A 22,588-nucleotide genomic window follows, 5' to 3' on the forward strand; every position below is an offset into this window, starting at 1 on the left:
TTGCGCAAATTTAGTTGTTTTTTTGATGCGGTTCACAATGCTTTCTTGTCTTGTATAGGGTTCAGATTAATCTAAGTTTCCTTTAGGAACCTCTGATTAACTCATCCCTGATTTAATCAGAGGACAGAAATTGAAAATGCGATTTCCAATTTCTTCACAATTTCAATCACTTACCGTTCTTGAAATTGGCGACACATTCTTGTGTCGCTGGAAACTCTGGGTTAATCAGAGCTTCCTTTAATAAGAAAAGTGCATAGTTAGGTAATTCGGTGGCCAACACTTTTTAATACTTAGCATCTTGTTTTTTTAATGCTTAAGTATATTCTTTGTGCGTATCTATCCGCTTCTGGATATATTAAAAACCTCAAAATTACTCGGCGGCATTCATTGTGTGCAAGTTTTTGTATTGCCAATGTTGGCGGGGCGAGTGCTGCCCTTTTATTAAATCATGGATGAGTTAATCAGGGGTTCCTATTGTTTAGTTGTGTCTATCTTTAAGGTTAGAGTTTAATGTATGTTAAAAAAATCTTTAGTTATCGCACTTATCTGTCAATCATTTTTTAGCATGAACGTATTGGCTGAAGAAGCCTGTCTTCTTGAGACAAACGCTGTCTTTTTAGGAATAAATATCGAAGTTAAAGATTGTGTTCAAAATGCCGGCATGGGAAAGGATAATTTTATAGCGCAGTGCGAAGGCTTTTCTCAAGCGGCGGTTGATCTGGGAGGGCCTGCCGCAAAAATTACTTATCTCGCCAGTTGTCCAGAACCTTTTCAAGCAAAATGTGATAACACGCAAACTGCAAAAGCTATTTACTTCTATTACAAAAGATCTCCAGAAGAAGCCGAAGGTTTGAAATCGAGTTGTGAGTTATTACAGGGTACATACACAAAAGGTGAGTTGTAATTTAGATGGGCCGTTGCTGAATGTTCTGAGAGCCTCTGATTAATTCTTAAATGAGTTAATTAGAGGCAGAAATTGCAACTGCTATTTCAATTTCTTTACGATTTTAACCATTTACCGTTCTTAAAATTTGCGCCACATCCTGCTTCTATGTGACGTTAGCGTTAGGGCTTCATTTCAGTTTTTAGCGTTCAACGGTTGGGAAGGCGGTTTTAGAGTTTTCTTCCATAAGCTTTGTTGAAGAGTTCTACTTCGGCAACTTCTCGTTTGTTTTTGTTCTCCATATTTCTGCCTGTGTTGTAGGTTACTTATCTGTATTAGCAGAGATATTCGATATTTCGTACATCTAGTATTTTTGCGTCCCATATTTTGCCCGTTACTCATTCTTCAGATCCTAGTGAGCAACATTGCGGTTTCGGCGGTAATGTCTTTTTCTTCTTTGCTTGTTTGGCCTCTTTTTGACCCTGTATTTTTCTGCCTCTAGCTCCGGCGTTATTTTCATCTTGGATTAGAAGTTTCCCAGACGCTTTTTTGGAGTATTCGAGCTCATGTGCTGGTGAATTCTTAGCTTGTAGTTTGGTTTGGGTTTGATGGTGAGGTGTATTTTTGAAGTATTTTTGGTTAAAAAATGATCTTGTCTTGATATAAGATTAAATAATATTAGATTATTTAATCTTATATTTATTTTTATTTACTACTAATTTCGCTTAAATATAGTATGTAATATCAAATACGTAATGGTACGATATGATAAACAAACTGCTTTGGGCTATGAAATATGGCGAGACCGGGAATTGATCTAGAATCTGTGAAATTGGCCAGAGAATCTGTGATTTCGAAGGGTGGTAATCCAACCATTGATGCGGTTCGCGCTGAGTTAGGAAACACGGGATCAAAAACGACAATCCATCGTTTTTTGAGAGAGATTGAATCTCAAGATACGGCTGTTTTGAGTGAGCAAGAGAGTATTGCAGAGCCAATTTTAGAGTTGGTTAAACAACTGTCGATGCAATTGCAGCAGCAGGCCGAGGTGCAAATTACTCGAGTGGAGCACGATTTTGCTGACCAACAGCATGCGTTGGTTGGAAAAATAGACGCACTTGTACAATCGGAGAGCCATTTAAATCAGTTGTTAGCCGTTAAAACGGAAGCGTTTGATGATTTAACGCAACAGTTTCAAGCGTTATCTACCGATTACGAATCATTAAAGCAGCAATTGGTATCTATCAACCTTGAGCACGGTCGATTGTCGGTATCGCTGGATGAAAAGAAATCACAAATTCAGTCTCTTGAAGAAAAGCACAAACACAGCAGAGAGGCGTTAGAGCACTACCGAGCCTCAGTAAAGGAACAGCGCGATCAAGATTTGCGTAGACACGAGGCTGAGGTACAGCATTGGCAGTTGGAGGCCAAGGCTCTGTCTGAAACGATTTCTCTACAGCGGCTTGAGATCAGTAATTTAACCAATGCAAACACCAAGTTGGTGGCTGAAAAGGCATCACTCGAGTTGCAGTATAAGCAAGCGATCGAGCAACATCAGAATTTAGCTGGGGAGCTTGCGGCCGCTCGTGACAGGGTAGCGGGTTTGGAAAAAAACAATGGTGACTTGGCTGATCAGTTGTCGAAGAGTCAGGCGGAGCTGCATAGTAGCCATCAACGCGGTGAGCGTGAGCTTAATAGTGCGCGTGAAACTGTAAAGCGTTTAGAGCAAGAGCTACGGCAAAGCGAGATTACAATTGTCGAGCTCAGAACTGAAAAGACCACTTTAGAATCGGTTATGGTCAAAATGCTGGATAAATCTCAGGTAGAACCTATTCAAGATAAGAATGAGCACGGTTCGGGTTCCGGGATTGCCGAGTAACAAAAGCAAAATAAGGAATAAACACTGGGCAGAAACCTGCCGGTGCTTTGTGTTATGTTTGCTGCTTTGCTTTCGGTTCGCTCGAATAAAATTTCGAGCAAAACGTTAATTAGAGATTACATGAATAAAGAATTTGTCGTCGAAAGTCAGTTTAAGCCCTCCGGTGATCAACCAACGGCCATCAAACAACTGGTAGAAGGTATTGAAGCCGGCCTTGCTCACCAAACTTTGCTGGGTGTTACTGGATCAGGTAAAACCTTCACCATCGCTAATGTTATTGCACAGATACAGCGTCCCACCATGATTATGGCGCACAACAAAACGTTGGCTGCGCAGTTGTATGGTGAATTTAAAGAGTTTTTTCCAAACAACTCTGTGGAATATTTTGTTTCCTACTACGACTATTATCAGCCAGAGGCGTATGTGCCTTCTTCCGATACCTTTATCGAAAAAGACGCTTCTATTAACGAACATATCGAGCAAATGCGGCTTTCGGCCACCAAAGCATTGATGGAGCGCAATGATGCCATTGTTGTTGCGACGGTTTCTGCCATCTATGGTTTGGGTGATCCCGATTCTTACTTGAAAATGGTTTTGCATTTGGTGCGCGGTGATCACATAGATCAACGATCAATTCTTCGGCGTTTAGCCGAGCTTCAGTACACGCGTAACGACGCCGATTTTCACCGCGCAACCTATCGTGTGCGTGGTGAGGTTATTGATATTTATCCGGCTGATTCGGACCGTGATGCTATCCGTGTGGAGCTGTTTGATGATGAGGTCGATAATATTTCTGTTTTTGATCCATTAACAGGAGAGGTCTTTCGTAAGCTTCCAAGAGTGACTATTTATCCGAAATCTCATTACGTAACGCCGCGTAGTCGCATACTGTCTGCCATCGATTTAATTAAAGAAGAATTGGAAGATCGCCGCGCTCAGCTGCGGGATATGGATAAATTGGTTGAGTTACAACGTCTTGAGCAGCGTACCAAGTACGATCTAGAGATGATGCAGGAGTTAGGCTACTGCACGGGCATTGAAAACTATTCTAGATATCTTTCTGGGCGTAATCCGGGTGAGCCGCCGCCGACGTTATTCGATTATTTACCTCAGGATGCGTTGCTGGTTATTGATGAATCTCATGTAACTGTTCCGCAAATTGGCGGAATGTACCGCGGCGATCGCTCCCGAAAAGAAACCTTGGTTGAATACGGTTTTCGGTTGCCATCTGCATTAGATAACCGGCCCTTGCGCTTTGATGAGTGGGAGCGTCTTGCCCCACAAACTATTTTCGTTTCTGCCACGCCCGGCAATTATGAGGCTGAGCATGCAGGGCAGGTTGTTGAGCAGGTGGTGCGTCCTACCGGACTGGTTGATCCAATCATTGAAATTCGCCCAGCTACGTCGCAGGTGGATGATTGTTTGAGTGAAATCCAACGCTGCGTGGATGCCGATGAGCGTATTTTAATAACGGTATTAACTAAGCGCATGGCCGAAGATCTTACCGAGTATTTGCAAGATCACGGTGTTCGTGTGCGTTATGTGCATTCTGATATTGATACGGTTGAGCGTGTAGAAATTATTCGTGATCTTCGTTTGGGTGAGTTTGATGTGTTGGTTGGTATCAACCTACTGCGAGAAGGTTTAGATATGCCAGAGGTCTCTCTGGTAGCGATTTTTGACGCCGACAAAGAAGGTTTCTTGCGTTCGGATCGCTCATTGATTCAAACCATTGGTCGGGCGGCGCGAAATGTAAACGGTCGTGCTATTTTATACGCAGAGAAAATAACCGGATCTATGCAACGCGCTATTGATGAAACGGAGCGTCGCCGTGCCAAACAAATAGCGTATAACGAAGAGCACGGAATTACGCCAAAAGGAATTAAGAAGCGTATTGCCGATATTATGGAAGGTGCGCATTTCTCGGCGAGTGGCGGTTCTAAGTCCAGTAAGCGTGGCAAAAAATCGAAAGATGAAATTCAAATTGAAGAAGGGCAGGATATTTGGAAGACCATCGGCCAGCTTGAGCAGAAGATGATGCAGGCGGCGAAAGACTTGGAATTCGAACGAGCCGCTCAATATCGCGATAAAATTCAAACGCTAAAAAATAAAATGTAACAAAGTGGCTCGGCAAATTAAACCGAGCCAGTAGCTTTTGTTATAAGCTTTGCAAAACAGTATTAATTTAAATAGAGGAAACTCTAGGAAGTTCTGATTAACCTAGAGTTTCTTTCGATACAAGGATGTGTTGCTAATTTCAAGAACTATAAGTGGTTGAAATTTTAAAGAAATTGGAAATCGCATTGTCAATTTCTGCCCTCTGACTAATTTTCGGATGAGTTAATCAGAGGTTCTTCTAAGTTAGTCAGCGTTTTCTTTATGGTGTATCTGTCTTTAATAACGACGGTATTTCTGCTTTTAATATCGCACCAAATTTGTTTTTAGATCATGGTTGTTTTTCCAGTTTAGATACCGGGTAATTCCAACACAATTCTAAAACCTAAATCACGTTCAAACTGATCACCTGGAAAACTTTCTCGCCTGAACACATTCAGTTCATCGATTTTGTCGAGGTAGCTACCGCCTCTAACCGAGTGAAATTCGCAATCTACGGTGTTTTTATTGAGCGCAGAATCGTAGGAAGGGTAATAACAGTCCTGCGTCCATTCGGCCACGTTACCGCCTAATTCAAATATTCCAAGTGTATTGGGCGGGTAAGTTTTTGCTGGTGCCGTTTTTCGCGTTAAAAATGTTGAAAATGTACTTTTGCATCCCGACCGGCAGTTGGCTTTTTCGCGTCCATCTTCTTCTTCGCCGGGCCAAGGATATTCTTGGTTACCGTAATTGCTCGCAATATATTCCCATTCAAGTTCGGTAATTAAGCGATATTTTTGCTGGGTTTGTTTGGATAGCCATTGCGTGTAGGCTGTGGCTTGCAACCAAGTAACGTTTATGACTGGGCGCTTTTCTCGTCCCCAGCCTTGGTCACCAATAAAATCTGAATGTGTCGCTTGCGTAAATTTATCGAAATCTTCAAAGGTAATTTCGGTCGTGCTAACGGCAAAATAATGATCCACAGACACTTCGCGTCTTGGTTGTGTGTCTGGAAAACTGACACTACCCATGATGAAATTTCCGGGTTCAATCACAATCATTTCTGGAGCATTGGTGCCGTCAGCAAGTTTGTGTTGAATTATTTTTCCCGCCGTGGGTTTTTTAGTTAAATTAATTTCAATGGTTAGATTGTTATTGGTCACTTCGTACCATTGTTGAAAATCAAAGTAGCCAGACTTTGTGACGTTGACAAGATATCTTGCGGGCGCGAGTTTTATTCCATCTTGATAACGTTCGCGAATATTCATAATTCGAACAAGCGCATCTTTAGGTTGTGTTTTTACCGTTACCGAAAATTTTGTCGGTTTTTGGGGTGACGGTTTTGTTGTTGGCTGCTCCACAGATCCAGAGGTGGCCGCTGTATTTACAGATGTCTCAGGGTTGTTTTCCGGCGCGATCGCTAGCTCTTGAGGCTCATTTGCTGAATGTTTTATACCGTCATCAAGAGGCTGAGTATTTTCTGAGTTAGCGCTATTTTCAGTAGATGTTATTTGATTCTTAGGATTATCAATAACGGTATCTATGTCATTAACTTGACTGCTTGAATCAGAACCCATACTTGCCCAGATAATTACAATTGCGGCCGCAATTACCACGGTTATTATTGTTAAGGCTAATCGTATATTAATTCTTCGGTAGACTAATACGCCAAGTCCGCCGGCACCGAATATATGGGGCCTTACTTCGGTGGGTGTTATTTCACTGATTTCGGTCTCTAGTTTTTTAACTGTAGGGCCTGCGCCTATTTTCTTTTTAATAGAGCTTGTAATGTGGGCGTAACTGGTGGCGATTAATGCTTTAAATAAATCGTAGGTTGAAATTTCTGGAGCGTTTCCAGACGATCGTTTATGGATTGCCAGTGTTGCGTTAAAGCTGTCAATAAAATCGATCACTTCTCGCGCGGATTGAAAACGATCTTCCGGTTTTTTGGCGAGCAGGCGATTTATGAGCGGCTGATACACCGAAAGCTCAGCAGGCAGTTTAGGTATCGGAGCAGTTAAATGCTGTATTGCGACAGCGACCGCTTCTTCTGCTTGATAGGGCGGATGACCAACCAACATTTCGTAAAAAACAACGCCAAGGCTGTACAGGTCTGAACGTCCGTCAAGTTCTTTACCTCGCGCTTGTTCAGGACTCATATAGTTGGGCGTGCCGAGCACAGTGCCGGCATTTGTCATTTGAGTATTGCTTGAGACGGCTCGGGCAACACCAAAGTCCGACAGCACTGGAATGCCATTGGCTCTAAAGAGAATATTCTCTGGTTTAATATCGCGGTGAATAAAACCTTTATCGTGGGCATGTTCTAGCGCTAAGGCCATTTGGCGAACAATGTCTAACGATTCCTGGGCAGAAATACCTTCGTGGATTCGATCGGTGACCGATCCCGCTGGTAAATAATCCATGGCGATATACTTGATTTTTTTGTATTCATCAATGTCGTAAATCGCAATAATATTGGGATGTGAGAGTTGACCTACAATATTGGCTTCGCGGCGAAAGCGCTCGGTAAATCCCTTGTCGGCGCTTAATACTGGCGACATTACTTTTAGCGCGACACGTCTGTCTAAGCTTTCTTGTAGGGCCAAATAAACCGTCGCCATTCCACCTTGGTTTATTTTTTTTAGAATTTTATAGCCAGGTAATTCCATGAGTGTGCCGGTCAACTTTTATCGCGATTGAATAAAGCATTAACTCGTGACCGAAATTTGCTCAGTCTGGTTGCCTTGGCAGGTGTTTCGATAATGATGATGCTAATGTTGTCGTGACCGCCATTGGCTATGGCTTGATTCATTAGATACTTTACGGCTTCTTGTAAGTCTGATGATCCCGCCAAAATGTGCGCAATTTGTTCATCTTGTAACTCACCGGTAAGGCCGTCACTGCACAGTAAAATCCATTGATTGGGTTTCCAATTAAACGTACGTGAACCCGGATAAACTTGGTCTTGTTGAGGATTACCCAAACATTGGGTGATGACATTTCTTTGGGGGTGATGGCGCGCTTCTAATTCGCTTATTTGGCCTTGGTCGATTAAGGTTTGTACGAATGAATGATCGTGAGTTAATCGCGATAATCTGCCGCTGCCATCATCTACGTCCCAAAGATAAGCTCTGCTATCGCCAACCCAGCTGATTTCATAGCTTCTACCGTAATTTTGAAGTGCTACCGCGGTTGAACCCATCCCGATTTTGTTAATACCGCTTCCAACTTCTAATATATCTTTATGTGATTGGTTCAACGCATCGGCTAGACTCAGTCCTTCGTTCAAATAACGACGGCTTTGATAAATTGCGACCGCAGATGCGACTTCTCCGGCTTTATGACCACCCATACCATCGGCGACCATAAATAAACCCATGTCAGCATCTGCTGAAAAAGAATCTTCGTTGTTAGTTCTCACAGCTCCACAATGGGATTCGGCTGCGTAGTTTAATGGCATATTAACTATTCACGTTTTCAAATTAGCTATCTTGTAGTTTATTTAACAGGACACCGAAAAATAAATAACCGTGCAGATACTGACGGTTTAAATTTAATAAGATTCATCATAAACCTAAAATCAATTTAGCCTATATGCAAGACCTAGTTATGGTAACAGGTTATCCGTTAAGGTAAATTAATCGCTAATTTTTACAGGATTTTAAGAGATTAGGCATGCTCAAGCTTAAAGTTGTAGGAGACAACAAAGATGGTATTTGGTTAGTTGAGCCAAAAGTATCAGTTGGTAGTTCCTCAACCAACAATTTAGTCATTCACGATCCAAATGTAGATGCTTGTCATTTAGAAATTTTTGTTCGTGGCGAAGATTTGCTCATTCATAAACGAAGTGAGCAAGCAATTTTTGTGAATGGCAGTCGCATAGGTTTAAAAGTGCGTGCTTACGTTAATGATGAGATTACCCTAGGCTCAACGCGGTTAAAAATTATCGATCCAAAAAATCAGGCGGCGATAAAACATCCGGCAACCTCTGTATCTGACACAAATAATATTGCTAAACCTTCGGGTTGGTCGATTACCGCTCAACAAGTGGGTTTATCGAAAAATCACTATGACATTCGTGATGGTTTTACGGTAGGGCGTGCAAAAGACTGTGACATTGTAATTTTGCTGGCACATTTGTCGCGCCATCATGCGCAATTTCGATTGGTAGGAAATAATCGGCTTGAGGTGTCTGATTTAAATTCTTCGAACGGCACTTATGTCAATGGAAGACCCATCTCCACGACTATTTTAAATCCCGGTGATGAACTTCGTTTTGACAGTTTAACATTTAAGGTCAATGGACCTCAGAACGATTCCGATAAAACTATGGTTAGATCTGCCATTTCAGAAGAAATGATTCAAGCAGGTGCGCCATCAGTTCGAACAGAAAATATCAAGCCAAAACCCGCAAAGCCTGTGTCTGTAAGTTTTTCCAATTCAACTGCGCGTAACGTAGAACGCACTAATTCTCGCGTTTCCGTTAATAGAGATGATGACGGCGGGGTAGGTATTAAATTACTTTTGATAGGCTCTTTGGTGCTAGCACTTATTTTGGTGTCTGCGCTTCTGTTTGTTTTTTGAGCCTTTTTAAAGGCCGATTGGAATGTGAATGTGTGAATTTATGAGTGTAGTTCCAAACCAAGATCACGTTGTTTTGCTCACCACTCTGGGCTGCTCGTTGTGCGAAAAGGCAAAAGTTGAGTTGTGGCCAGTATTGAGCCGCCATCAACTAAAAGTTTTGGAGTGGGATATTATCAATCACGCCTATCTACTGAACACCTTCTCGGTACATATTCCTGTGTTGGTCTCTGGCGATGTGTTGAAGAGGTTTAATTGGCTTATTCCAGAAAGTCCTTTGGAGTCAATTACGGGCAACGATACTGAGACAATTCCGTTAGTTGATACCCCGGTCGGTGTGGTGCAGCAATCCATAAGATTGGAAGACACTTGCCTCTATTGGCCTTTTTCGACGGAAGATATCGAAAACTGGCTATCACAAATTAAAGATATCTAAAAAAAAGCCGATTTCCATTGAACTGCTAAACTTAAAGCATCATTGATTTGGGAATCGACGCAGCATGTCCAAACTGTTAGAAACTATCGATAGCAGAACCAAACTCGTTGGTGAAAATCGACTGGAGTTGTTGCTCTTTAAGTTAGGCTCCCGTCAGATATACGCTATCAACGTGTTCAAGGTACGAGAAGTTGTTCAACTTCCTCCACTTACCGCTGTTCCTAATCGTCATCCGGCAATCTGCGGGGTGGCCCATATCCGCGGCATGAGCTTCGCGGTTATCGATCTTCAGTCTGCTTTGGGTGGCCGTCCGCTATTTGGTTCGGGTCAACCAACGAATCTCATCGTCAGTGAATATAACAGCTCTGTTCAAGGCTTTTTGGTCGGGCAGGTTGATCGAATTGTGAATTTAAATTGGGAGAAGATTTCGCCACCGCCCTTGAGCAGCGGCAACAATAATTTTTTGACGGCAATTACCAATTTAGACGATAAGCTGGTACAAATTATTGATGTTGAGAAAGTGCTAGCGGAAATAATTCCTTATACAACAGATATTTCCGCTGATGTTTTAAACCAAGATCTTAGGACGTATGCTCAATCTCTCGATTTAAAAGTTCTTACCGTAGATGACTCAGCGACTGCACGAAATCAGCTGACCTCTACGATCGCTAATTTAGGCCTTAAATGTATCCAAGCTAAAAATGGCGTAGAGGGTTTACAGGTTCTCAAAAAATTAGCGAAAGACAAACCCATCAACGAATCTTTGCTATTGATGATCACTGATGCAGAAATGCCCGAAATGGATGGCTATCGGTTAACTCACGAGGTGCGCAGTGACCCAGAGCTAGCAGATGTCTACATCATCATGCATACGTCACTGAGCGGCGCGTTTAATCAAGCGTTGGTTGATAAAGTAGGGTGTGATGAATTCTTATCTAAATTCAAACCTGACGAAGTGGCCAAGGCGGTTCAAAAGCTCGTAGCCAGACATCAAGAAAATGCCCACTAAAGTGGGCATTTCAATGTTTTGAAGGCCAATATTACAGCGGCTCGTTCCATTCATTCTGCTCTAACAAGCGTTTTTCAACACCCATCAAATGACTGTAGATTAACGAATAGGTTAGTACGTTTTGTACGTATCTTCGCGTTTCGTTATAGGGAATGGTTTCTATCCATACGTCAAAATCAACGCGTTTATCTTGGGGGTTTAGCCATCCCGACACGCGATGGGGGCCTGCGTTGTAAGCCGCTGTTGCTAAAATTCGGTTGCCATTAAACTTTTGTAACATCTGATTTAAATAGCTGCCACCAAGCAGAATATTGTGTTCGGGAATCAATAAATCTGATTTGCGGTAGGGTATGCCAATACTGAGAGCGGTTTGATTGGCTGTCGCGGGCATCAGCTGCATTAGTCCCATTGCTCCTGCCGGTGATCGAGCATCAACCGCAAAGGCACTTTCTTGCCGAGCAATAGCCAACAGATACTCTGGGGCAACTGTTGTGGCTTGCGAGGCTTTTTGAAATTCTTCGTTGTATAAAATTGGGAATCTTAAGTCCAGATCGTCCCAAAATTTGGCTTGACCGAGAGATTCAATGGTTTTTCTGTGCCATCCCCAGGAGTGCGCTATGTGTCCGGCGTTAATAAGATCTTCGGCTTCGAGATTGCGAGTTCCAAACTGCCATTCCATTCGAGCTTGATTAACTTTACCGAGCAGAAATAGTTCTCTAGAGCGCTGCAAATGTGGGTTTAAATCCAGTTTTTCGACAATTGCCGGAGAAACCGGTATCGACTGATGACCTAGGTTGTAGGTAGAGTCTGAACGTTCGGCGGCTAAAAATGAGTAGAAGTCTCGCTCACCAGAAATAGCGGTGTAACCACGAAGAATGTCTTCTTTTGGTAATTTTGCCAGCGATTCTTGTGCACGTAGTCGCCAATATTGCCAGCGATTACTGTTTTGCGCTTCGGTAGATAGATTGCTTATTAGGCTATCTACTTGTGACCAGTTTTTCTTGCTCAAGGCGGCACGAAGTTGCTTTTCGGTTACTCGCTCGCTGGCAATCTTGTTGCGTTCGAGTAGACGATTAGCGAGTTCTGGCTCGTCTTTCAAGATAAGTCGATACGCCAAAAACTCGGTCGTTTCATTACGTTTATCGGTTTCTAAAAGATAGGCCGAGTCAAACTTTTCCCAAAGTCTCAAAGTGGCTTGAGGATTGTATTTTGCGTAGCGTTTTACGCCGTAATGGATGACATCTTCGATTTCTTTGGGAGCTTGTGTCAGCTTTAGAAGATGTTCGAGTTTCGAAGGGTAGTGATAAATACTGCGAAGTTCTTTAGCCAATGGCTGTAAATCGGCGCTAATGTAACGTGATACGTATTCCGCTAAAGAGGCGTTACCTTCTTCAATGGCTTTAAAATGACGTTGCCACGCAATTTTCGCGTCGAAGGCATCGCTTTTTAACCAAGTCGAAAAAATGTAATCACAAGACTTGGGCAGCGATTTACCTTCATTCCAAACAGCCGCTACTTCATTCAGTACAGACTTATCGCCTTGACGATAGCGAGAATCTAACGACTTACATTGAAGTTCTGTGTTGTTGAGGGAGCTATCGTAATAATTCGCGAAAGTTTGCCATTGTTTTTTGCTCGCGAGATAGTTTAACCAGTTAGTTCTTAATCTTCCGGACAGCCAAGAATCAGGATAGCGAGACAAAAAATCGGAAATTTGTTCGGATTTTGCCGCTGACAAATTATTGTTGAGATTTTGAAACTCTAGGTAAGCAACCAATGGATAGCCTTCGAGTTTCGAGAAATCAATATCTTCGTATTTAATTTTTCGAGACTGAAGGTCTTTTTCAATTTGCAAATAAAGCGTGCGTTGTTCCGCCAGTTTTACCAGTTCTTCTGGTGTTGTTACGGCTGCAGCCTGTTGGCAAATGGAGGCAATAATACCTGTAGCCAGAATCTTTACAATGGATGTATTCGATCGAAGGCGAGTCACCGCTTTCATCTGAAGGCCAGGGGCAGAAGTTTTAGCGTTTGAGTTACACGCTAAACTGGGACCAGTTTTAATTCCTTTATTTACTGACAATAACATTCCTGTTGAAAACCACTGCATGATTAACCTCAGTTGAGATTGGTTTGCTCTTAAATTTGCGTTCAATCTTAAAGCGCCTTGCTGAGTTGAGAATTTGCGCAAGTACGGATGTGCTTTCGCCACTTATTTGACGATCTCGGTTTTAAGATCCGCCAACATAAACGTAAAAAAGGTAGATTTGCAACCTTTAAAAAGACAGATATTTGTATTCGTATCTGTTGACTCATTAATTTCGTTCACCTGACCACCCCAGTTTATCGCTAAAAAGCGGCATCTGATCAAGACAATCGAACACTTACAAAAACTTCTAAAAAGTTGACTTTTGATGATGCTCGTTTCGATTTGCGATTCAATGAGTATAAAAGGTGTTCAAAAAAACGCGAGCTGCCAAAAATAGCCTGGTCTTAAATTGGCTGATTAACTCTCAAATTTATGAGAGTAAGACTGCTCTAAAAACCTCGATAAACATTAGGTAAAGCTGCGGAGGTATTTATTTGTAGCTCGCAGCTATCTATTACGTGTTTAACATTTGGGGTTTATCCCTTTGAGCATTACAATGGCGCGTTTTCCAAACCCCCTAGAATCGAACAATATGTCATTGATAAAACTTGAAAATGCCAGCTTAAACTACGGTCAAACGATTTTACTTGACCAACAAAACTTGGAGGTAAACCCTGGCGATCGATTGTGTTTGATTGGTCGAAACGGCGCCGGTAAGTCGAGTCTCATGAAGGTCTTAGCTGGAGATGTAGAGCTTGACGACGGAAGTGTGTGGCGTAAACCAAACTTAGTTTTATCAAGACTTGAGCAAGATCTACCAGACGCTGATGAACTTACTGTACGAGAGTCTGTTGCATTAGGTTTGGGGGAGCTTGCTAAGTGGCTTGCCGACTACGAGGCCTTATCTGCAACGGCTTCAAGCGATAAAGATTTTGATGTGTTGGCCAAGTTACAGCACGATATAGAGTCGGTTAACGGTTGGGGACTTAACCAACGCATTGACACAGTGCTTACCCGATTAGACTTGGATGGCACAAAAATCATGCGTTCGTTATCGGGCGGTTGGCGCAGGCGCGTTGCTTTGGCTCGCGCTTTGGTTCGCGACCCTGAAGTGTTGATGCTCGACGAGCCAACCAACCATCTTGATGTTTCTACGATTGAGTGGTTAGAAAAACAGCTGCTTAATTTCAACGGCGCTATTGTCTTTATTACCCACGATCGCTCATTTCTGGAGCATCTCGCTAATCGTATTGTTGAGCTTGATCGCGGTAATTTATTTCAGTTCTCTGGCAACTACACACGATTTTTAGAAAAGAAAGAAGCGCTTTTGGCCGAAGAAGAACGCCACAATGCGCTTTTTGATAAACGTCTCGCTGAAGAAGAGAAGTGGATTCGCCAGGGAATTAAAGCCAGACGCACCCGCAACGAAGGCCGTGTTCGCGCCCTTAAGGCCATGCGTGATGAACGCAGCCAACGCCGTAATCGTGTTGGCAACGCCGACATAAAAGTTACCGATAGCTCTATCTCGGGTAAGCTGGTTGCTCAGTTAGAAGGCGTTAGTCAATCTTACGATGGCCGCGCAATCATTTCTAACTTTACTACTACGATCGTTCGCGGTGATCGTATTGGTTTGATTGGGCCTAACGGCGCCGGTAAAAGTACTTTGTTGAAAATTGTTTTAGGCGATTTAACGCCTCAACAAGGCAAGGTGAAGCTGGGTACCAACATTGAGCTGAGTTATTTCGATCAGCTCAGAATGCAGTTAAATCTGGATGCGTCTCCGGTGGATAATATTGCCGAGGGAAGAGAGTTCATCGAAATCGATGGTAAGCAAAAACACATCATCAGTTACTTACAGGACTTCTTATTTACCGGCGAAAGAGCCAGAACTCCGTTACGAGCTTTGTCTGGTGGTGAGCGTAACCGTGTTCTACTCGCTAAATTATTCAGTAAACCCAGTAATCTACTGGTATTGGATGAGCCCACTAACGATCTTGACGTAGAAACTCTTGAATTACTTGAAGAGGTGTTGGGCGGTTACAAAGGTACGATTTTACTTGTAAGCCATGATCGTAAATTTCTCAATAACGTTGTTACCAGCACCATTGCCTTCGAAGGGAACGGCCGAGTTCGAGAATACGTTGGTGGTTACGACGATTGGATTGCCCAGGGCGGTCAATGGCCTTCCAACACCGAAAAACCTGTTGCTGAATCGACCTATGAGGAACCTGCAAAGCTTGCAGATGCAGAGAAAGTCGAAGCTCCAAAAGAAGTCAAAGCAGCCAAGGTCAAGCTTAGTTATAAATTACAACGTGAATTAGACGGATTACCCAGTAAGCTAGAAAGCTTAGAAGGGGATATCGAATCGATTGAGGCTGAAATGGGTGATCCAGCGTTTTATTCGCAAGATCAAGATAAAATTCAGGCAGCTCTTGATCGACACGAAAAATTAAAAAGTAATTTGGACGAGTATTACGAGCGTTGGCTTGAACTCGAAGCAATGGCTAACGGCGAAGCATAAGACAAGCTAGTCGTTTGATTGTGAGAGTTTCGGTAAAACCCACTGCATGGGCCTCAACCAAGGAAACTCTGATCAAATCAGAGTTTCCTTAAACTTAAAGCAGCATCGTTAACGCTGTATTAATCCGTAGATTTTTTCACTCGAACCGCCAACACATCGCATTCGGTGCCGTGCAGTACCGAGTTAGACGTTGATCCAAGCAGTAACGATAAGCCATGGCGACCATGGCTACCTACCACGATCAAATCGCCATTTTGTTTAGCGGCTAAATCGTGCAGCTCGCTGGCGGGTTGGCCTACCAAAACAAATTGGTTTTCCGTCGCAACGCCAAACTCCGCGCCAATTTTTTCCAGATCAGAAGTTGCTTGCACTCGGATTTGTTCTTGGATGGAGCTGATATCCATAGGAATATCACCACCGTAAGTAAACACTAATGGTTCAATAATATGTGCGATAGAAAGTTTTGCGTTTGAATTATCTGCCAAAAATTTTGCTTTCTCCATGACCTGTTTTGACTCAGGCGATAAGTCTAAGCCTGCAATTACGTGTTGATAGCTGGGCATGGTGACCTCCGAAATTGGTATAGATATTTTTGTAGTAGAAGCTAGTAGTAGCAGCGAACTCATGCAAATAATAAACTAGCTGATTGATAACAAAAAATATTTGATTTGGTGCAACAAAATGCAAAATTGGACACCGTTAATTTTTGTCCTACTCGCCATCGCGCTTGCCGTTGGCCCAATTATGATGATGCAACCCACAAAAACACAACAACGACTTGCGAAATTACGTGACGATGCTCGCAAGATGGGTTTAATGGTAACAATGTGTGTTTGGCCATCAAAATTCAAGGTTAAAGTAAATTCTTACATGCGTTATCAACAACCTTGGCATACTCAACATCCGCCGAAATGCACTTTTTTTCTGTTTAAACAAGGGTATGAACACGATCTTCATTTGGCAAAAACTTGGGAAAAAGTCGAGGCGATTAATTTACCGGAAGAAAAACTTACAGCGTTATTACTGAACAACGAGATTCTGGAGAATATTGCATCTATTGGCTGTACAACTCAGGGAGTATTTGTTGACTGGAACGAGAATAATTCTGCCAAATTAGAAGGCGTTCGCGAATTTTTGGAGCAATTGCGAGAAGTTTTAATTTCTGTCAAATAATGTTTAAGCTCTATAAACACGGGAAAATCGAATCGCGTTACGTTTCTTATCGCAATTCAAAATGAATTCAGCAAAAAGTCTTTCAATAAAAAGTCATTCTATAAAAAAGAAGTTCTGCCATTTTGTGTTTAAATCAACCTGCCGCCGCACCTTTTTTAGCGTTTTCCAGGTTATTTTCTTCGTCAAAATCTTCGCCGAGTAGATTATCTTCTTTGATTTTCCGGTCTGGGTTGTAGTCGTTTTCCGGCATTAAATCTTCAGATATTGATTGTTTTTTTCCATCAATAATTTCTTTTAGTTCTTTTATGAGTAATTTACGCCGCTTATCGGGATGGGACGACTGTGTCAGTCCGCCTCTTGCTTTTTGGTAATATGCCCTTGCAGGAAGCAATTCGCCGCGGCTTACCGCTTGATGTCCCTGTGCGATCAAGGAATAAACGGTGAGCATCAATTTTGCCCACAGTAATGCCAATTTAAAATCTGTGAGTTCTTCGTAGCTGATTTCTCCTCTAGACTGCTTGTGTATTAGCACATTGGCTGCTTTTTCAAGATGGTATTGAGCCAATGCTATTTGTGCATCGGATTCGCGTATACGATAAATTCGCTTATCAGGTTCTTTATCTTCAGAGAGCTCTTTGTTTAAAGATTCAGCATTTTTTGTTGCCGCGATGATAAAACTATCATCACTATCTAATTCTCTGGCTGACGCTAAAATAGACAAACTTTCTTCATTAAGTAATTTTGCAATCACGCGAGGTTCTACTGTTTGATCTACAGTGATGATGAGTTGTTGTATCTCTTCGTATTGTTTTTTTAATATATGAATGCGTTGGCGAATGAGACGATTGCGAGTTTCGATATGATTAGCCCAACTGACAACTAACAGTGAACCTACGCAAATTATGCTAAAAAGAATGAAAGCGAAAAAAGCATTCATTTTAAACCCGAAATTGATGGAGTAATTACAACCGTTATCGGCCGCGAGCGAGTATTTTTTAATGATAAATTTTCATGAAAATCATAGAGTTATATAAACTACTTTATTTACCGGTCGATAACATAAATAACGACCGGTTTTGCAAGAATTTTGGGTCTTTTATTAAGTACTTTCATACATTTTTGCTATAACCAAACTTGACCCTTGCAGATTCAGGTCTTATATATGCGCATCTGAACGCTGAAATTTCGTCAACTGACTATAAAACAAACAGTACGCTCTAGAAGGATCACATGGGAAAATCGTTAGTTATTGTGGAATCACCTGCCAAAGCTAAGACTATTAATAAGTACTTAGGCAATGAGTACATCGTAAAGTCGAGTGTTGGTCATATTCGCGATCTGCCCACCAGTGGAAGCCAAAGTACCGTCGTCGATGCAAAAGAGCGTGCGCGTCAGGCAGCTATAACCCGTAAACTATCGCCTGAAGAAAAAGTTGTTCATAAACAACGCAAAGCCAAAGAACAGCTTATTAAACGTATGGGTATTGATCCCGACAACGATTGGGCGGCTGAGTACGAAATTCTGCCCAAAAAAGAAAATGTCGTATCTGAATTAAAATCTTTAGCCAGTAAGGCAGACACCATCTATCTCGCAACCGACTTGGATAGAGAGGGAGAGGCCATTGCCTGGCACTTGCGTGAAGCCATTGGGGGCGACGAATCGCGCTACCGTCGAGTGGTGTTTAACGAGATTACCAAGTCAGCTATTCAAGAGGCCTTCAAATCACCAGGTCCTCTAGACATGCATCGAGTCGAAGCGCAGCAAAGCAGACGTTTCTTAGATCGAATCGTCGGTTACATGGTTTCGCCTTTGTTGTGGGAGAAGGTCGCCAGAGGTTTATCCGCCGGTCGTGTGCAGTCGGTGGCTGTTAAGCTGATCGTTGAGCGTGAGAATGAAATTCGGGCATTTATTCCTGAAGAATACTGGTCTTTGTTTGCCGATCTAAAAAACAAACAAAAAGATGCTTTTAGATTTGAAGTAAAAAAATACAAGGGTGAGAATTATCGTCCTACCAACAAAGAGCAGTCAGATCACTCCGTAAATATTCTCTCCGGTGCCGATTTCACGGTTACTGACCGTGAAGACAAGCCAACGCAATCAAAACCGTCTGCGCCTTACATCACCTCAACACTGCAACAGGCGGCCAGTAATCGTTTAGGTTTCAGTGTTAAAAAAACCATGACAATGGCTCAGCGTCTTTATGAAGCGGGTTATATTACTTACATGCGTACCGACTCAACGAACTTGAGTAAAGAGGCTGTGGCTGCGTGTAGAGACTACATCTTAGAGAGCTACGGAAAAAAATATTTACCCGAAGCTCCAATATCATATTCCAGTAAAGCGGGCGCTCAAGAAGCGCATGAGGCGATTAGACCGTCAAACGTAAGCTTGCAACCTGCGCAGCTTAAAGGTATGGAGCGCGATGCAGAGCGATTATACGCTCTGATATGGCAGCAGTTTGTGGCGTGTCAAATGCCGCCGGCAGAATTTACCAGCACTTCGGTGACGATTAAAACTGCAGATCACGAACTTAAAGTCCGTGGCCGCGTGATTCGTTTTGATGGCTATTTAAAAGTACAACCGTTGGTGAGTAAAAAAGAAGAAGATCAAGTTCTGCCCGATATTAAAGTCGGCGACAAACTGGATCTTGTTAAGCTCGATCCCAACCAACATTTTACGAAGCCTCCGGCACGCTTTACCGAGGCCAGTCTTGTCAAAGAGCTCGAAAAGCGTGGTATCGGTCGTCCGTCCACTTACGCATCCATTATTTCTACCATTCAAGATCGGGGTTACGTTCGTACCGAGAACCGACGATTTTACGCAGAAAAAATGGGGGATATTGTTACCGAACGCCTGCAAGAGAGCTTTAATGAATTAATGGATTACGGCTTCACCGCCCGAATGGAAGAAACCCTTGATGATGTTGCCGACGGTAAGGTGAATTGGAAAGACGTTCTCGATAATTTTTATAAAGACTTCTCTGAGCACCTGCAAAAAGCTCAAGATCCCGATGCTGGTATGCGTGAAAATCAGCCAACGGATACCGATATTAAGTGCGAAACCTGTGGTCGACACATGCAAATTCGCACCGGCAGTACGGGTGTATTTTTAGGGTGTTCCGGTTATGTGCTGCCGCCGAAAGAGCGTTGCAAAAACACCATGAATTTGGTCTCGGGTGATGAGGTCGTGGATGTTGAGCAAGACGAAGAGGCCGAATCTAAACAACTTCGTTCTAAACGTCGCTGCGCCAAATGCAATACAGCCATGGACAGCTATTTGATCGATGATCACCGCAAACTGCACATTTGCGGCCGTAACCCCGATTGTTCAGGTTATGAAATCGAGCAGGGCAGTTATAAAATTAAGGGTTACGATGGCCCTGTTATTGAGTGCGACAAATGTAGCAGCGAAATGCAACTTAAAACTGGGCGTTTCGGTAAGTATTTTGGCTGTACCAACGAAAGCTGTAAAAACACTCGTAAACTGCTGAAAAATGGCGAAGCGGCTCCACCAAAAATGGACCCAGTGCCTATGCCCGAGCTAAAGTGTCAGAAAGTAGATGATGTCTACGTACTGCGTGACGGTGCATCGGGTATCTTCTTAGCAGCAAGTCAGTTCCCGAAAAATCGTGAAACGCGTGCTCCGTTTGTTGACGAGCTACTGCCACATAAAAACGAAATCGATTCTAAATATACATTTTTATTTACAGCCCCGCTCACTGATGATGAAGGCAACCGCACTATTGTACGTTTTAGTCGCAAGACAAAAGAGCATTACGTACAAACTGAAATAGACGGTAAGGCCACCGGCTGGCAAGCTTATTACGAAGGTGGGAAGTGGGTTGTTTCTAAAAAACAGAAACGCGAGACAAAAGCGAAGAAATAATACACTCGTAAACTACAGAAGAAGCTCGGAGTAAATCTGAGCTTCTTCTTTTAATTCAGGTGTTAGTTATTTATTTCGCTTTTGCACTTACGCTTAGTACTTGGGTTTTACACTTAGCTTCTGCACTCTAGTGAAGTTGTCTAAACAAAACGTGCTTTTGACAAGAGAATCTCAGGTGTTAACCTAAGCGTGTTTAAGTGAAATAAAATCGTAAACGTCATCTTATTTTCGAGTAAAATTTTGAGTGTAAATCAATTTTCGAGAGTGGTTAATCAGAAGCTTTCATTCGCTAAGCTTCTGATTAATGAGCTTGAAGTCAGTAAGTCAGCAATACAAGCAGACGGTCAACTAATTACTCAAGCGAAAACAGAAGCCGTATTAAGTTTACTTAAAATCGCTCTTGAATCTTTTATTGCAGAAGTGTACTCGGCACCAACCAGAGGAATTTTAGCTGACCCAGAGTCGTACCGACGGTCTGTTGATAAGATGTTTTATGAGTCTTGTGATCTGAATAGTGGTGAAGAAGAGCATTTTATTTTAGCGGAGCTGTATCAACTAAAAAGTACTCCTGGGTCTTGGTTTAATTCTCTAGTGCAATACTTATCCGAAGCTTATAAAACCGTTTTTGAGCATGGTTTTAAGGCTAATTCCGATAGCCAATCTACGTTAATTCCATTGTTTGAAGAGATTGGTGAAACCAAGAGTGTTGATAAAAAATTAATTATTACAATTAATTTAGTAAAGACAATATACGATGGTTTGAGTCAATTTGTTGAATCAAACCGAGAGCTGATTCGAGAAGAGTAATCTTTCTAGTGTTCGTGTTTTCGGACAATAAAAAAGGCGAGTAAACTCGCCTTTTTTAGTGAATACCTAATTTGCGTTTTATTTTATCCATAAAACTATTTTCAAATTTTAATTCTTCACGCTTGCCGTCTTCGTTCAAAAACTGAGTGCTGTGTGCCTTTGCTTGCTGCTCGCCACGAGCAGAAGTGTAGTAATACAAAGCTAAAGAAATTCTGCAGCGGTCTTCGGGGCAGGTAAGTGGCTCTGGATGACCATGAAAACTGGTGGCAGTGGTGCTGAAAATAGCCATACGATTAAAAACCGGTAGAATTTTTTTCTGACAACCGCTTTTCTTCTCGTCCCAAAGTTCAAAGTAACCGCCGTATTCTTCTTTCCAATTTTTATTTAAATAAATTAGAACATTAATTCGGCGTACAACATCCATGTGTGAATGCTTGTTGAAGTCAACGTGAACGCCGAGTTTTCCGCCTGGTGGTATTTTATGCAGACCAGCACCGACCAAGTAAGGGTCGGGAATTAATCCTTCAATACCGGTTAATTTTTCGAGAAATCTAAGAAAAGGCTCTGAATTGAGATTATGAATAAATGCTCTGGTAATAGGCTGCATAAATTCGTCCTGATTCATTTGCAGCTTTTTTTCGTATTTTGATTCGAACTGACGCCATTGTTTTTCACCTTCTTCAAACTCTTCGATAACGGCATCTAAAAGTTCCGGTGAAAAAACATTGTCATAAACGCCGTGCGCAAATGGTGCGGCGGTTTGATAGGCTTCAGCTTCTGAGTCTGCAAGCTCACGTAATCGCGTTAGTGGCAGCATTTCATTGTGGTTGATAGTTGCAAGCATTGATAATTCTCCCTAATAACTAACGCCGTGCAAAATACGAACATTGAATAGTCGTTAATCTGAACCTGGTTGAACAGAAACTTATAGACTGGCTTTATCGAAGATCTTGAATACATATAGAAGTATGATTAATCGAGGAGTAAGTTGCTACTTTTGCGCAGTCTTGATTAGATACTACTCTAATGTGACAAATTTCAAAAGATTAATGTGAAGTGGAAGCCGTTAATTTGACATTTGTCGTCGGTAAAAAAGAGTAAACCGCCAATAGCCTTGATGTTGAGGAGCCTTCAATGTCACACAGATGTAACATAAATAGGCGGAGTAACGGATATAAAGTTTAATGCAGACTTAACTTAACAGGGAATTGTACGTGGGGGTTAACACAGAGTT

16 protein-coding genes are annotated in these 22,588 nt (G+C 42.3%); 10 read left to right on the forward strand and 6 right to left on the reverse strand.

Annotation, left to right across the window (positions count from 1 at the left end; translation table 11 throughout):
* The first annotated feature begins 514 nt into the window (after positions 1–514).
* The 3 genes from ACYQ28_RS03000 (at position 515) to uvrB (ending at position 4,880) form a co-directional block, all read left to right on the forward strand.
* Positions 515–904, forward strand: coding sequence for a hypothetical protein (locus tag ACYQ28_RS03000; protein ID WP_460047975.1), 390 nt, complete (start codon positions 515–517; stop codon positions 902–904).
* A gap of 775 nt (positions 905–1,679) precedes the next feature.
* Positions 1,680–2,762 (forward strand): DNA-binding protein, encoded by a 1,083-nt coding sequence (locus ACYQ28_RS03005; RefSeq protein WP_460047977.1) that lies wholly within the window; start codon positions 1,680–1,682, stop codon positions 2,760–2,762.
* 120 nt (positions 2,763–2,882) lie between these two features.
* Positions 2,883–4,880, forward strand: a complete 1,998-nt coding sequence (gene uvrB / locus ACYQ28_RS03010) for an excinuclease ABC subunit UvrB (protein WP_460047978.1) — start codon at positions 2,883–2,885, stop codon at positions 4,878–4,880.
* A 347-nt stretch (positions 4,881–5,227) separates the two neighbouring features.
* On the opposite strand, the gene ACYQ28_RS03015 is transcribed toward uvrB, so the two are convergent.
* On the reverse strand, positions 5,228–7,525 hold the full coding sequence (locus tag ACYQ28_RS03015) for a bifunctional serine/threonine-protein kinase/formylglycine-generating enzyme family protein (protein ID WP_460047979.1): 2,298 nt from the start codon (positions 7,523–7,525) through the stop codon (positions 5,228–5,230).
* A gap of 11 nt (positions 7,526–7,536) precedes the next feature.
* Positions 7,537–8,316 (reverse strand): PP2C family protein-serine/threonine phosphatase, encoded by a 780-nt coding sequence (locus tag ACYQ28_RS03020; protein WP_460047980.1) that lies wholly within the window; start codon positions 8,314–8,316, stop codon positions 7,537–7,539.
* Positions 8,317–8,531: 215 nt separating this feature from the next.
* Here ACYQ28_RS03020 and ACYQ28_RS03025 point away from each other — a divergent pair, with 215 nt between their 5' ends.
* The 3 genes from ACYQ28_RS03025 to ACYQ28_RS03035 all read left to right on the forward strand — a co-directional run bounded on the left by ACYQ28_RS03025 (position 8,532) and on the right by ACYQ28_RS03035 (position 10,882).
* Positions 8,532–9,440 carry an FHA domain-containing protein gene (locus ACYQ28_RS03025; protein WP_460047981.1) on the forward strand — a complete coding sequence of 303 codons (909 nt, stop codon included), beginning with the start codon at positions 8,532–8,534 and terminating at the stop codon, positions 9,438–9,440.
* A gap of 40 nt (positions 9,441–9,480) precedes the next feature.
* A complete protein-coding gene (locus ACYQ28_RS03030) occupies positions 9,481–9,873 on the forward strand; it encodes a glutaredoxin family protein (protein ID WP_460047983.1) in 393 nt (130 codons plus the stop codon).
* Positions 9,874–9,937: 64 nt separating this feature from the next.
* Positions 9,938–10,882, forward strand: a complete 945-nt coding sequence (locus ACYQ28_RS03035; RefSeq protein ID WP_460047984.1) for a chemotaxis protein — start codon at positions 9,938–9,940, stop codon at positions 10,880–10,882.
* A gap of 31 nt (positions 10,883–10,913) precedes the next feature.
* Here the strand turns inward: ACYQ28_RS03035 and ACYQ28_RS03040 are convergent, their stop codons facing one another.
* Positions 10,914–12,962, reverse strand: a complete 2,049-nt coding sequence (locus ACYQ28_RS03040) for a transglycosylase SLT domain-containing protein (protein WP_460164687.1) — start codon at positions 12,960–12,962, stop codon at positions 10,914–10,916.
* Between the two features lie 598 nt (positions 12,963–13,560).
* Between ACYQ28_RS03040 and ACYQ28_RS03045 the strand changes: the two genes are divergently transcribed.
* Entirely contained in the window at positions 13,561–15,489 is a 1,929-nt protein-coding gene (locus tag ACYQ28_RS03045; protein ID WP_460048120.1) for an ATP-binding cassette domain-containing protein, read from the forward strand.
* 119 nt (positions 15,490–15,608) lie between these two features.
* On the opposite strand, the gene ACYQ28_RS03050 is transcribed toward ACYQ28_RS03045, so the two are convergent.
* Positions 15,609–16,052 (reverse strand): universal stress protein, encoded by a 444-nt coding sequence (locus ACYQ28_RS03050; protein WP_460047988.1) that lies wholly within the window; start codon positions 16,050–16,052, stop codon positions 15,609–15,611.
* Positions 16,053–16,170: 118 nt separating this feature from the next.
* Between ACYQ28_RS03050 and ACYQ28_RS03055 the strand changes: the two genes are divergently transcribed.
* Positions 16,171–16,662: a hypothetical protein gene (locus tag ACYQ28_RS03055; protein ID WP_460047989.1), complete on the forward strand. Its 492-nt coding sequence runs from the start codon at positions 16,171–16,173 to the stop codon at positions 16,660–16,662.
* Between the two features lie 133 nt (positions 16,663–16,795).
* On the opposite strand, the gene ACYQ28_RS03060 is transcribed toward ACYQ28_RS03055, so the two are convergent.
* Positions 16,796–17,599 (reverse strand): hypothetical protein, encoded by an 804-nt coding sequence (locus tag ACYQ28_RS03060; protein WP_460047990.1) that lies wholly within the window; start codon positions 17,597–17,599, stop codon positions 16,796–16,798.
* A gap of 293 nt (positions 17,600–17,892) precedes the next feature.
* Between ACYQ28_RS03060 and topA the strand changes: the two genes are divergently transcribed.
* Complete coding sequence (gene topA, locus ACYQ28_RS03065; protein ID WP_460047992.1) at positions 17,893–20,547, forward strand: type I DNA topoisomerase; 2,655 nt, start codon at positions 17,893–17,895, stop codon at positions 20,545–20,547.
* A 240-nt stretch (positions 20,548–20,787) separates the two neighbouring features.
* Positions 20,788–21,354, forward strand: coding sequence for a DUF6586 family protein (locus ACYQ28_RS03070; RefSeq protein WP_460047993.1), 567 nt, complete (start codon positions 20,788–20,790; stop codon positions 21,352–21,354).
* A gap of 55 nt (positions 21,355–21,409) precedes the next feature.
* Here the strand turns inward: ACYQ28_RS03070 and ACYQ28_RS03075 are convergent, their stop codons facing one another.
* Entirely contained in the window at positions 21,410–22,198 is a 789-nt protein-coding gene (locus ACYQ28_RS03075) for a 2OG-Fe(II) oxygenase (protein WP_460047995.1), read from the reverse strand.
* Between the last annotated feature and the right edge of the window lie 390 nt (positions 22,199–22,588).

It is taken from the genome of Sessilibacter sp. MAH1 (genome assembly GCF_054658315.1).